Origin of the sequence: Lysinibacillus sp. FSL K6-0057, assembly GCF_038630885.1 — a bacterium.
Taxonomy (GTDB): Bacteria; Bacillota; Bacilli; order Bacillales_A; family Planococcaceae; genus Lysinibacillus; species Lysinibacillus fusiformis_F.
The window spans coordinates 855,183-868,977 of sequence record NZ_CP152047.1 but is presented as its reverse complement, the minus strand read 5'-3'; the positions used below and the strand labels follow the sequence as shown (position 1 = coordinate 868,977).

13 protein-coding genes are annotated in these 13,795 nt (G+C 37.4%); 1 reads left to right on the top strand and 12 read right to left on the bottom strand.

Going from position 1 to position 13,795, the window contains the following annotated elements; genetic code table 11:
* Positions 1-136 precede the first annotated feature (136 nt).
* Positions 137-1,525: an aldehyde dehydrogenase gene (locus MHB40_RS04045; RefSeq protein ID WP_342442563.1), complete on the bottom strand. Its 1,389-nt coding sequence runs from the start codon at positions 1,523-1,525 to the stop codon at positions 137-139.
* Positions 1,526-1,734: 209 nt separating this feature from the next.
* Here MHB40_RS04045 and MHB40_RS04040 point away from each other — a divergent pair, with 209 nt between their 5' ends.
* Positions 1,735-1,890 carry a hypothetical protein gene (locus tag MHB40_RS04040; RefSeq protein ID WP_205441502.1) on the top strand — a complete coding sequence of 52 codons (156 nt, stop codon included), beginning with the start codon at positions 1,735-1,737 and terminating at the stop codon, positions 1,888-1,890.
* A gap of 46 nt (positions 1,891-1,936) precedes the next feature.
* Here the strand turns inward: MHB40_RS04040 and ssuE are convergent, their stop codons facing one another.
* From ssuE to isdE, 11 genes are all read right to left on the bottom strand, one after another.
* On the bottom strand, positions 1,937-2,470 hold the full coding sequence (gene ssuE / locus MHB40_RS04035; RefSeq protein ID WP_342442562.1) for an NADPH-dependent FMN reductase: 534 nt from the start codon (positions 2,468-2,470) through the stop codon (positions 1,937-1,939).
* Positions 2,471-2,636: 166 nt separating this feature from the next.
* On the bottom strand, positions 2,637-3,974 hold the full coding sequence (lpdA, locus tag MHB40_RS04030; RefSeq protein WP_342442561.1) for a dihydrolipoyl dehydrogenase: 1,338 nt from the start codon (positions 3,972-3,974) through the stop codon (positions 2,637-2,639).
* 186 nt (positions 3,975-4,160) lie between these two features.
* Positions 4,161-6,242 carry a catalase gene (locus MHB40_RS04025; RefSeq protein WP_205441496.1) on the bottom strand — a complete coding sequence of 694 codons (2,082 nt, stop codon included), beginning with the start codon at positions 6,240-6,242 and terminating at the stop codon, positions 4,161-4,163.
* 124 nt (positions 6,243-6,366) lie between these two features.
* Entirely contained in the window at positions 6,367-6,942 is a 576-nt protein-coding gene (locus MHB40_RS04020; RefSeq protein WP_342442560.1) for an RloB family protein, read from the bottom strand.
* Complete coding sequence (locus tag MHB40_RS04015; protein WP_342442559.1) at positions 6,939-8,216, bottom strand: ATP-binding protein; 1,278 nt, start codon at positions 8,214-8,216, stop codon at positions 6,939-6,941. The genes MHB40_RS04020 and MHB40_RS04015 overlap by 4 nt, the downstream gene beginning before the upstream one ends.
* Before the next feature lie 103 nt (positions 8,217-8,319).
* Complete coding sequence (locus MHB40_RS04010; protein ID WP_205441490.1) at positions 8,320-9,261, bottom strand: NAD-dependent epimerase/dehydratase family protein; 942 nt, start codon at positions 9,259-9,261, stop codon at positions 8,320-8,322.
* Positions 9,262-9,447: 186 nt separating this feature from the next.
* A complete protein-coding gene (locus tag MHB40_RS04005; protein ID WP_205441488.1) occupies positions 9,448-9,975 on the bottom strand; it encodes a YceI family protein in 528 nt (175 codons plus the stop codon).
* Between the two features lie 268 nt (positions 9,976-10,243).
* Positions 10,244-11,026: a class B sortase gene (srtB, locus tag MHB40_RS04000; RefSeq protein ID WP_342442540.1), complete on the bottom strand. Its 783-nt coding sequence runs from the start codon at positions 11,024-11,026 to the stop codon at positions 10,244-10,246.
* A 12-nt stretch (positions 11,027-11,038) separates the two neighbouring features.
* On the bottom strand, positions 11,039-11,809 hold the full coding sequence (locus tag MHB40_RS03995; protein WP_342442539.1) for an ABC transporter ATP-binding protein: 771 nt from the start codon (positions 11,807-11,809) through the stop codon (positions 11,039-11,041).
* 5 nt (positions 11,810-11,814) lie between these two features.
* The gene (locus MHB40_RS03990) at positions 11,815-12,780 is read right to left on the bottom strand and encodes an iron ABC transporter permease (protein WP_342442538.1); all 966 of its coding nucleotides are present in this window, start codon (positions 12,778-12,780) and stop codon (positions 11,815-11,817) included.
* Positions 12,781-12,877: 97 nt separating this feature from the next.
* Positions 12,878-13,786 (bottom strand): heme ABC transporter substrate-binding protein IsdE, encoded by a 909-nt coding sequence (isdE, locus tag MHB40_RS03985; RefSeq protein ID WP_342442537.1) that lies wholly within the window; start codon positions 13,784-13,786, stop codon positions 12,878-12,880.
* Between the last annotated feature and the right edge of the window lie 9 nt (positions 13,787-13,795).

Below are 13,795 nucleotides of genomic sequence, written 5' to 3'. Positions count from 1 at the left end.
TTCTTCAAATTTTTATTTATAATCACCAATCGGCATTTTTCGACATAACGAGAAAGGTTTATTTAGAGAACAATCTTCTATGCATATGAGACTTATTCTTAAAATGGAGGCATCATAAGATACCCCCATTGTTAGGCTATTTCATAATTGAACGCACAATTTTCACTTTTTGTTTATATGGTGGGAACAGCACATTTGTCTCCAGTTTGGAAGATTTCTTTAAAATAGATTTGGGGTGTGTAAAGTTTTCAAAGCTCGCTTTGCCATGGTATGCTTTCACGCCTGATGGACCTACACCACCGAATGGTAAATGTAAATTCCCAACATGTGTGATGGTATCATTAATACAGCCTCCACCAAATGGTAATTCTTCTAAAAAGTATTGCATTGCTTTTTCATGTTCTGAGAAGAAATATGCCGCTAAAGGCTTCGGTAATTGGCGAATTTGATGAATGGCAAGTGGCAAATCATTATACATCATAACAGGTAAGATAGGACCAAACAGTTCTTCCTGCATCGAAGGACTTGTCCATTTTACATATTCGACGATTGTAGGTTCAATATATAAATCATCTCGATCCATTCGTCCACCATATGTAATGGCATCACGTTCTTCCACGATTATTTGCTGTAAACGATCGAATTGTTTCAAATTCACAATACGACCGTAATCAGGGCTTTTCAAAGGATTTTTGCCGTAAAACGAACGAATCGTTTCTTTTAAAATTTTCATAAATCGGTCATAAACAACTTTGTGGACAAGTAAATAATCGGGGGCCACACATGTTTGTCCAGTATTTGTAAATTTGCCCCATACAATACGCTTTGCCGCTACTTCTAGGTTTGCTGTTTGATCGACAATCGCTGGACTTTTCCCACCAAGCTCTAAAGCAACTGGTGTCAAACGTTCTGCAGCAGCTTTTGCTACTACTTTACCGACGGCTACACTACCTGTAAAAAAGATGTAATCGAAGGAAGCATGAATAAGTGCCGTAACTTCTTCCTTTTCACCTTCAACAACACGTACGTAGGAAGAGGGGAACGTTTCCTCAATGATTTTTTTCACAATGGATGCTGTGTGTACAGATGTTTCTGACGGTTTGACGATTGCTGTGTTGCCTCCAACAATGGCACCAATTAGAGGCTCCATTACAAGTTGGAATGGATAATTAAAAGGCCCAATTATTAATGTAACTCCATACGGCTCACGTACAATGAAGCTCTTGCCCATTTGATATTGTATCGGCGTTTTGACTGCTTCTGGTTCCATCCATTCTTCCACATGCTTTACCATATATGAAATACTATCTAATACAATGCCAATTTCTGTCGCATATGCTTCAAATTCGCTTTTACGAAGGTCTAAGTGAAGCGCATTCAATATTTCTTTCTCATATTTCAAAATTGAAGTTTTTAATTTCTTTAATTGCTCTTTTCTAAATTTCACACTTTTTGTTGCGCGTGAAAAATAAAATTGACGTTGCGCTGTAATCATATTTTCCACATCTTGTGACGTAAAATTCATCAATAAAGCACCCCTTTTTTAAAATGGCATACATAGTTTTTTCATTTTGAAACAAACTATCTTTGTCTATACGATACAACATCGAGAGGCAAAAATCCTCTTTCTACATCGAGGGGGTGAAATGGCATATGTGAAAATGAAATGTTTTAGTTTTTTCATCTCGGGAAATATACAACTACATATTAAAACCGAAACGGGGGCGTAGATGAATGACAACAACAACAGGAACATGGTGGGAGTCCATTTTTTCTGGACCATTATCGCATGGAATTTGTGAAGAAAAAATAATGCTATTGCAAGATGAAGCTTTCTTATATCTCTCTACAATACCTGTGGAGAATGAAGAAAATCCAGAAGGAAATTAAAAAATAGCGCATTATAGGATGCCCCTATAAATGCGCTTTTATTATTTTAATTAACAATGAATACTTGCTGCAATTGTTCTAATTGTGCTTCAAGTCTGCTGATGGCCTCTTCCTCAATTGCAAAGCCACCCTCTTCCAAACGAATGATCTGTTTATCCACAATGTAAACAGAATTAGTAATGGATGTGGCTCCTAGTACAGCTAAAACTGGCTTTAGTGCATATTCCAATGCCAATAAATGGCTGATTGACCCTCCTACAGCTATGGGTAGTATGGCCTTATCGAGCAAGGCTTTTTGCGGTAGTAAATCCAAGTAAGTCTTCAAAATACCTGTATAGGATGCTTTGTAAATAGGTGTAAGGATGACAATAAGATCTGCTTCCTTAATCTGTTCATTTTCAGATTGTATTTCCTTACTTGAAAAATTCGCCGTTAATAAATCAGTAGCTGGTAGTTCATGTACATAATTTGAGTGAACCTCTATTCCTTGTGTAATGAAATGATTTTCCACCTTTTCATGAATAGCCGTAACTCTTGAATTTTTTGAATTACTTCCATTAATAATGACTGCTTTTGTCATCTTACCCACTCCCTTTATCATTGTTAATAAAAAAGGCCCCTATTCTACAATTCGACGGATAACCGTTTTGTAAAATAGAAGCCTCTAGATGTCTAGTTAACTTAAATACCTAGTATTCTTATAAAATTAATTTAACATAAATTTCTTGAATGTCAACAGCTTTTTATCATTGGTGAATGGCTTTCCCAAAAACAGCTTTTGCCACATCACCAATATGCTCCGACACTGTCGGATGTGGAAAAATCATTTGTGCAAGTGATTGAGCGGTACCACCAGCATTTTTTGTTGCTAATAGCGCATTAAGCATTTCTGTTGCACCATCCGCTACTACACAAGCACCTAAAATTTGACCATTATCCTTGGATGAAATTAGCTTCACAAAGCCTTCTGTATTCCCCTCCATTAATGCCTTTGGATTAGTCTGCAGTGGCATTTTTATTACAGTATATGGCGTTTTGACCTGCTCTTCTAATAAACCAAATGTGGCAATTTCAGGATGTGTATAAACACATCGAGGGATGCACGATTGATCAATTGGTATTGGCTGGTTGCCCACAATATAATCAACAACGTAAATTCCCTCCGCACTGGCAGAATGCGCAAGTTGATAACCACCCACTAAGTCACCAATCGCATACATATTCGGCAGGCTTGTCTCAAAATGCTTATTGACTGCGATTAACCGACCATCAAAAGTTAATCCTAATTGCTCTGCAATTTCTGTATTCGGACGACGTCCAGTTGCAAATAAAAGGTTTTCATATGTATAAGAGCCTTTAGATGTATGAATGGTATTGCCTTCAAATTTTTCAAATTGGAAATCTGTCACAAGTTCAATACCAAGCTTCTTCATTTTTTCTCGAATCAGCGGTCTTGCTTCAGCCTCTTCCGTTTGTAAAATATCCTCGCTATGATTAAGCACTGTTACCTTAGTACCGAGGGGTGCTAAACTAAAAGCCATTTCAATTGCAATTACACCTCCCCCAATAATTGTTAACTGTTCTGGAAGCTCTTCTATATCAAAAAATGTGTCTGTCGTATAGTAGGTAGATGTCTCTAACCCTTCAAATGATGGGACAAAGGGTTTACTGCCTGTGGCTAAAATAATATCTGTAGCCGTTATTGTCTCGTTCTCGATTGTAATTGTTAAATCCTTTGCGACTGAAGCTTCACCACGATATAAAGTAACATGATTGCTGACAATATAATGCTCAATGTTTGTTAATAGTTCATGAATAATTGTATCTTTCCGCTGCATTAATCGAGGAAAATTAATTTCCACTTTGGGCACTTCTATTCCCCAGCTATTCCCCCGTTTTATTTCCTGCACAAGTTTACTATGCTCCAATAAAATCTTTGATGGTATGCAGCCAACATTATAGCAGGCGCCTCCCAATTTATCTCGTTCAATTAGCGCGACTGTTTTGCCATTCTTTGCTGCATGTATGGCTGCTACATAGCCACCTGGTCCCGCTCCAATAATAGCAATATCAAAATTTTCCATAATTTTCACCTCATGTACCACCATATCATTTGCAAATTTTGAATGCAATGACAGACATAGTAAAAGCCTCTCATTCAATGAAAGGCTTTTGACTTACATAGTATTTACTTCTCTTTCACGGGTATTCGACTGCTCTCCGCGGGTATTTGCTTCCCTTTCGCGGGTATTCGACACTCATTGCTCTGTTTAATAAATATTTCGTTGCCAAAATCGTTGCTGGGCAATGGCAGCTACAAACTTTTTCGGGAAATCTTTGTTACCTGTCGCTAACACGATGCCTGGTCCTACATTGGCATTCGACATATTGAAGAAGGTTGTGCCAGTTGCAGCAAATCCTATGGGCTTAAAGTGACGATATGCTTCATTTATATAATTGACGATATAAGTATTGAATTTCGCCTGATTACTTGCTTTTACCCCAACAACATATAACGAGTCGAATAATACAGCATCGGTTGTAATAAATGTGTCAGTAGCCGTTAATTGCACACCATTATTCCCTGTCACAACACCTAGTCGATCAGAGATGATGCTGTAGCGTACACCTTGTCTTGTTAAATATTTCAATACTTCCCCGACTTCATTTGCATCAAAGCCATCACCAATTAAGACACCTACTTTCAGTGTATAAGGTAGTTTAATGGTATTGGCTTGGCTCAGTGCAGGTGAAGAGGCTGTTACCTTGGACTGCTCTCCGCTAGGACGATTTACACCAACATTGTCTGCCACTGTGGTAGCCATTGCTTTATCTACATGGACAAACATATCCACTACTTGCTGACGAACTGATTTACTCTTCACTTTACCTACTTCGAAGCTAAAGGCATCAATAATATGTTGTTTTTCAGGTGGGGACATGCTATTCCAAAAGAGCCTTGCTTGTGAAAAATGATCATCAAAGGATTTACTACGCGCTCTTGTGATTCGTCCCTCAACCTTTTCTTCATAATGAACATATCCACCTTCTCTTGCAGTAGAAGTGGCTGGTGTATTATTGGCTAGTGAATTTTTATGATAGCTTACCCTACCTAAATTAATCGTCTGTCGGCTAAAGCCATTACGTTGATTGTTATGCACAGGGCAAATCGGACGATTAATAGGAATCTCTGCAAAATTTGGTCCCCCTAATCGAATCAACTGTGTATCTAAGTAAGAAAAGAGTCGACCTTGTAGCAGTGGATCATTGGTAAAATCGATGCCTGGCACAACATTACCTGGATGGAACGCAACTTGCTCTGTTTCAGCAAAGACATTATCCACATTGCGATTTAAGGTCATCTTTCCAATCTTCTTCACTGGCACTAGTTCCTCTGGCCAAAGCTTTGTCGCATCTAAAATATCAAAATCAAATTTAAATTCATCCTCAGGTTCTAGTATTTGTATGCCTAACTCAAACTCTGGATAATCTCCAATTTCGATCGCTTCCCATAAATCTCGTCGCTGAAAATCTGGGTCCTTCCCAGCAATTATCTGGGCTTCATCCCAAACAAGAGAATGCACACCTAACACAGGCTTCCAATGGAATTTAACAAATCTTGATCTCCCCTTGTCATTGACGAAGCGGAACGTATGCACGCCAAAACCTTCCATCATACGAAAGCTTCGTGGAATGGCACGGTCAGACATCACCCACATTACCATATGTGCAATTTCCTGATTACTGGCTACAAAATCCCAAAAAGTATCGTGTGCGGAGGCTGCTTGTGGCATATCATTGTGTGGCTCAGGCTTTACAGCATGAATTAAATCGGGAAACTTAATGGCATCCTGAATAAAAAAAACAGGTATATTATTACCGACTAAATCATAATTTCCCTCATCCGTATAAAACTTCGTTGCAAACCCACGTACATCACGAGCTGTGTCCATTGACCCTAAGCTCCCTACCACTGTCGAAAATCTGACAAACACAGGTATTTTCTTTTTCGGATCCTGCAAAAATTTCGCTTTCGTATACTCTGCCATGGATTCATATAATTCAAACTCGCCATGTGCTGCAAAACCTCTGGCATGTACAACACGCTCTGGAATACGCTCATGATCAAAATGGGTAATTTTTTCTCTAAGATGAAAATCCTCCATAATTGTCGGCCCACGAACACCTGCCTTTAACGAATCTTCATCATTGGACACCCTTAGTCCCTGATTCGTTGTCATTTTCGTGCCCTCATTCTCGACACGAAACGGCTCAAGTTGATGATCCTTTGCGTTTCCTTCTACATTATTGGATTGATTTGACTTTGAGTTATCCACGCAATCCCCTTTCATACATGTACTGATTTCGCTCCATATACACTATATGTTTTTGAAAAAGAAACATGCCTTCATTTCGACAAAGCATTATGTAAAGATAAAAACAGGCTTCTATTTGATCATAGAAAACCTGCTAATCTTAAAATATGTATCGTATCATTTCATGTATGTTACAGTATGGATTGTCACGGCTCTCTGACTCTCGGAGAGCCATCATGTCTGTGCAATTTTTAATCGCTACCTCATGTCGTAATGCAATGGGGGCTATGATGGCTTCATCAGCCTTATGACGGAAATAACGACTCACACCAAGGTGCTGTTCCATTTTGTCATTTAAGACCGCACGGGGATATTTTTCTGTACTGTCGACTTCCTCAAAATGCAACAGTAACCACAATTCAAATGCTTCATTTGTATAGGCAATATGAATATTTTTTTCCTCGCAAAATTGATTGACTTCCTCTAATTGCTTATCGGTTAGATCATCCTTATCAAAAACAATCCACACCTCATCAAAGTATTGATAGCTGGAATCTCGATAAGCATGTTGGGCAAGCTTGATTGCTGATCGTTTAACATTTTTTATTTTGACACTAACCATTTTAGAACGCTTTAAAATACGCATTTGTTCAAAATAAATACGTTCAGTTTCACCTTCACAATAAATTAAGATGGTTTTACGCAGTGTTCGGCTCCCTTGTTGACGTACTCTCACTGCTCAGATACCTCCGCTTCTTCTAAATATTGTTCGGATAAATACTCATTAATGACAGGCGTTGCACCAAATTCCCCTTTCATATACCGTTTCGCATAAGAAAGATCCCCACGTTTCTTTTGTAAATCTGCAAAATCAAATAAGGAGTATAGTTCCGATTCATTTTTAAAGCTTTTATTCACAAACCAAATTTGATCGGATCGTAGTGGCTGATCAAGTAATTCTATTTCATGACTCGTCACGACAAATTGATTACTGCTATTGCGTTTGCTATTCATAATAGCCATTAAAAACTCACAAATCGATACATGGAATGCTGTGTCGAATTCGTCTATAAAAATGGTTTTTCCTTTATTATAAGCATCCACCATCACACATGCTAAATGTAGCATTCGTACTGTGCCCTTAGAATCCATTGTCCAATTAATTGTTTCTGTCCCTATCGGTTTACCTGCTTCATCAAATGATAAGTAATGTAGATCAATATCTACTTCTTGAATCACCTCAGGTGTATCAAACTCGTAGCCAATTGTATTTTTCTCTCTGCGTTCCACACGTCTAGCCGTAACATCTTGAATGGAAAGGTCTGCAATTTTAAGAAGTTTGATCACTTCTTTTTTAAAGGGCTCCTCTTCAAGTTTACGAATAAGGGGATGACTTGATAACCGATTTGCTTCATCTAGAAACAGAATTTTATGTAAAAACCAATCGAATATCTTTAATGCATCAGGATCATTAAAAACATGCAATACGGATAAAAAGGCTGTATTGTTTCGTGTGTACTTTGTCAATTCCTGCGCTGTTGTTTGGGCTGTTTCATAAGAATATTCTGTACCGTCCCATTGTCTGACAAACAGTTCTTCCTTCATTGACCTATTCGTTTTCACAAGACGTTCATAAAGAACTTGAGAAGCATTATACTGTATTTCATAATCATACAAAGCTCCGTCTAAAAAAAGCGATATCATAAACTCTGTTGGTTTGTCTTGCTGTCTTCCTAACTTAAATGGTTGATAGGGTAGACGTAATTGCTTTACATTATTTAAGTTTTCAAAATTAAAAAGCAAGGAACGCAATACTTTAATAGCCGTAAAAAGATTGGATTTCCCACTTCCATTTGGGCCAAAAATAAATGCACTTTTTACAAGACGAAGTGTATCAAACTGGATTGTGTGGGTATCCTTCCATTTTCGTAGGCGACTTCCCGCAACCATTGAAAATAACGTATCATCTTTATAACTCAAACAATTTTTCACTCTAAAATCTACAAGCATATGTAAGCCTCCGTCCGCAACCATTTCTTTAATGAATTATTATACTATAGACATAGAAAAAGACATATTACTCAATGTAATATGCCCACATACTTTATTGCCTTTATCCACTATTTTGTTGAATTTCTGCTAACTTTTCATTTTGTAGCGCATGCAATGTACGTTCGATTCCTTCTGCAAATGAAGTTTTGGGCTTCCAACCAATGGCATTGGCTAATTTGTCATTATTTAAAAACGAGTGTTCAATATCTCCTTCTCGTGCTGGGGCATATTGAATTTCAAGTGGATGATTTAAATGTTGGAGCAGTAAGATGACTTGGTGAATAGACCAAGCCTCATTGGTGGATACATTATACGTACCTTGTAAACGTGCAGATACACCTGCGTAAATAGCATCTGCAATATCATCAACATAAATGAAATCACGCGTTTGTTCACCATCACCATAAATCGTAAAAGGTTTACCTGCCATACTGCTTTTTAACATACTTGGAATCACAGCTGCTTCACCTTGCATTTGCTGTCTTGGACCGAAAACATTGGCAAATCTATAAATGAGAACGGGCAAACGATAATCTTTTTGCCATTTCTCACAGTAGGTTTCGCCAATGCTCTTATTTAATCCGTACATAGATATTGGTTCACAGACATCTGATTCTTCTAATGGAGGATAGTGACTATCTCCATAAACAGCTGCTGAGGAGGCAAAGACAAAGTGCTGTACCTTATACTTGGATGATAAAAAAAGCATTTGGCTGAGCCCAACTATATTGGTCAAAATATCCTTTACTGGCTCCTGGATAGACTGTTGCACGCTCGTTTGCGCTGCACAATGGACGACCACATCAAAGTTTATTTCCTTAAAAAGATGCTCGCAAACCTCATCCTCAACATTTAACAGATAGGATTTATGCTCAAAGTCAACATTCCGTAAATGCCCCGTACTTAAATTATCAATAATATAAACCGTTGCACCTTCTTCAAAAAAACGCCTACCTACTGCACTGCCAATAAAACCATAGCCACCTGTCACTAATACATTCATCCTATCGCCCCCAAAAACAATATGATGATTTATATGCAGTAATTACTAAAAATATGCAAGAAACTTATTTGTTGGTAATTTTTCACAAATTCTTTTTACAAGATTGCTTCATTAACAAGTATCTATCTTGGGCTATATAAAAAGCATGCTTGAAGATTACTTCAAACATGCCCTAGCTATCTATTTTTAAGCTGGATTAATTTCTAATTCAACCGTTACTTTAATATCTTTCCCAACAAGAACGCCACCAGTTTCTAATGCTGCGTTCCAAGTTAGGCCAAAGTCTTCACGATTAATTGTTGTTTCAGCTTCAAAGCCATATACTTCTTGACCCCATGGATTTGTGCCTTTTCCATTAAATTCTGTATCAAACGTTACTGATTTTGTAACGTCTTTAATTGTTAAATCACCAGTTACTGCATATTCATCGCCTGCTTTTTTAGCAATGTTTGTAGATTTAAACGTAATCGTTGGATATTTTTCTGCATCAAAGAAATCTGCTGCTTTTAAATGATTATCGCGGTCTTCACTACGTGTATTAATGCTCGCTGGATCAATTGTAAAACTAATAGTAGCAGTTGTTAAATCTGCAAGATCTGCTGCCTCAATATCTGCTGAGTAACTGTCAAATACACCTTTAACTTTTGATACCATCATGTGCTTTACTTGAAAGTTAATTGCTGAGTGTCCTAAATCAATGTTCCATTTTGCCATTATAAATTCCTCCAATTGGTTGATTTTATCTCGATTTCGAGATATATTTTAAAATATGAAGCAACTACAGTTTTTATGTTACCCAAAATTGGTTAGGGTAAACATTTGTAGTTACTTATTTGTTTACATCTTAGCTTATAAAAAGTTTTAATTACTTTCTGTAACCTACTATATATTAATAATTTAGTTACGTCAAGTAATTAAAATAAATTTTTTATACATAAAAAGGATGTCCGAGTCATCGGTACATCCCTTTCTATTCTTTCCCTCAACGTTTTACTAATTTGCCTTGCACGACAAAGCGATGATCATCACTCATGACAGCATCCTTACATGTAGATAAAGTAAGGATTTTATCGTCTGGACTTATATCAACATCCATCTGAATAGCAGACCGCTCCTGTATTTCCTCCAAAAATTGTTGATAAGCCTCCCTGCCAGTAAAGTCAGTCTCAATATAATAGAAATCAATCGTTGTCTCATATGCAGCAAAAACCTCAATATCATAGCCCTCATATAAGGTATCAAGGTATAGGATTGGATGTTCATCTGCATAGTCTTGCTTTAAGTAATTTTTAAGACTTCCAAACATTGTATTATTCTTCATAGCATGTCCATACAAAACCGTGTTTTTGTCCATTTCCAGTATATTATTTCGATAATCCATGAACACACTCCCGGCCCGACTCTCCTGATCTTTATAGTTATGATTTAAATAAAAGTCATTGTTATCAGCTTGTAATATTGGATTATTAAGTTTTGTCCCATCCACTGAAATCCACCCAACAATATGAGAATTGATCGCTAATAAATCATGAAACTGTGGTCTTATAGGTAACGTGGATACATCATCTGTCGTTTGATTTTCCGTCATTTGATCTGCTGGCTGTTCTTTAATAGCTGTCAATGTGGCTTGATAAATGGCTTGTACTTCCTTTAACGATTTTGATGTTTCATAATACGTATAGAGGTACTTAGCAAGTGAAAAAGCCGAAAATAAAAATATTGCTAAATATACAAGTGTTAACAACTTTGATGCCTTTTTTTTCATCCGATCACCATCTTATATCCCCATTGGCATCATATAATAGCCAAGCTGTTTATCTTCATTAAATATCGCGTCAACTCCATAGACTTCTTTAATCACTTCTTTTGTAATAACATCACGTGGAGCACCCTCTGCGAAAATTTGACCTTCCTTCATCAAAATAATATGGTCACTATAGCGAATGGCTTGGTTAATATCATGAAGCACCATAATAATCGTTAAACCATGCTGCTCGTTTAATGTTTTCACCAGTTCTAACAATTCAATTTGATAGTAAATATCCAAATAGGTTGTGGGTTCATCTAAACACAATATTTCTGATTGTTGTGCTAACGCCATCGCAATCCATACACGCTGCCTTTCCCCACCAGATAATGCCTCTAAATTGGTTGTGCCTTTATGTTGTAAATTTGTACAGGCAAGTGCCCATTCAATTGCTTTCGTATCTTCATCGTGATTTTTTTTCAGCATTGTTTGATGAGGTAAACGACCGAATCCTACTAATTTTTCTATTGTTAAATCTTTTGGTATATCATTTTGCTGATACACGATGGCCAGTTTTTTAGCAAATTCCTTTGGCTTATAGTGCAGTAAATCTTTATTTTCTAACGATACAGTCCCTGCTTTAGGTGAATGAAGGCGAGAAATGACACTTAATAATGTTGATTTCCCACAGCCATTCGGACCAATGATAGTCGTAATTTTACCTTTGACAATTGTTGTTGAAACACCATTTAAATGGTTACGTGTATTATCATGCGAAACAATGATGTCTTGTATATCCATGTTCGTCACTCTTTTCGTAATAGGAATATTAAGAATGGGCCACCGATTATTGCCATAATTGTGGAGGCTGGAATTTCAATAGGTGCAACAATTGTACGGCCAATCGTATCTGCCAGTAAAATTAATAGTGCACCTGCTAATGCTGTGAATGGAATGAGCACGACATGATCATGCCCAACCAATCTTCGAGCAATGTGAGGTACTAGGAGACCCACAAACGAAATGACGCCTGCCACCACAACTGATACAGCTGCTAATAAAACAGCGACAGCTGCAATGAGTAACCGCGCACGAGCTACTTGAAACCCTAAACTTTTAACTGTTTTGTCTTGCAGTACTAGCAAATTACACCAGCTATATAAAGCAAATGCACCAATCAATCCAATTGTCCCATATGTCACAATTGTAGAGACATCTTTCCATGTACGCATCGTTAAATTAGAGCCAATCACACTGGATGCTGATGTATTTAGAGAACCACCCAAGCTAATAAGTGCCTCTGTTAATCCTGTAAACATAGCGTTAATGGCAATACCCACTAAAATTAGTTTAAGCGGACTCAGGCCAGATTTCCAGGAGAGCGCAAATACAAGCGAACAAGCCAATGCACCACCCATAAATGCTAAGACGGGTGTCATAAAAAATAATGTAGGGAAAAAGGCAATGATAGAAAGCTGTACAAATGCTGCACCAGAAGATATTCCGATTACCCCAGCATCAGCCAATGGATTACGCATTACGGACTGTAAAAGCACCCCAGATACTGAAAGTGCCGCACCTGCAAATAATGCTACAATGATGCGTGGGAAACGTAAATCTCGAATTGCCTCCATTTGACTATTTCCTTCTTCAAATAATGCTCCTATAAATTCAAAAAAGCCCATTTTAATGCTACCTGTTGTGGCTGAATAAACGACTGTCACAAGTAATAAAACAATTACAATTAAAAAACTGACGATTCTTTTTGTCATATTGGACTTCCTTTTTCTATGTTTAAATTCTATAAAGATAAGAAAAACGCTCTATGATAAGTACAAATACTGATCATACGAGCGACAATTCTAATTACTATTTACGATAGAAGATTTCCATCAGTTGTCCTAAAGCTTGTGGTACTTGTAAGGAGGCTGTCGTCCCGAATAATTCTTCCTCTAAATCATAGACTTTTCCGTTTTTCACTGCATCAAAATGTTTCCAAATATCATTTGTTTTAAATTCCTCATCGAACATTTTCACAACTTCATCTGGCATACCATGTGATAAACGTAAAATAATATCAGGATTACTGTTATGTAGATACTCTGTATTGGAAGATAAATATTCAGCGTCCTGACCTTCCATTACATTGATTCCCCCTGCTCGCTTAACAAGATCACCTGCGTAGGAATTTTCAGTTGCCACTAAATAGCTCCCTGGAATACCAAGTAAGATTAAAACACGAGGGCCTTCTTTATTTGCCGCAACACTTTGTACCGCTTCAATATTTTTCTGTAGATCCTGTACTAGGCCCTCAACTTGTGTTACACGATTATAGCGTTCACCAAGTGTTGTGATTTCCGTAAACATGGCATCCACACTTTGAAAATTTAAAAAGTCGACAGGGATATTCAATTGTTTAAACTTATCCTGCAAATCGTATTCTAATGTCGATACAGATAATACTTCTGTCGGATTTAATGATTTCACAATTTCCATATCAGGCTCCATTGCATTGCCGATAGTCGGTAGACCTTCAAAACGTTTTGCTAATTGCTTTTCCGTTTCTGGTACAGCGATCGCATCCAAATCCAGCTTATCTAGAATATCTGCCACCACAACTGTTCCAGCAATGATACGTTGCTCACTCTCTTCTGTTCCTTGTTCTTCTTCAGCAACCGTTTTCTCCTTCACTGCTGGCTTGTCACTGCCACTACAAGCTGCAAGAAGCAGAGATAGTAATGTCAACAACAGTAGCCCTATTTTCCAATCCTTTTTCATTGTGTCATC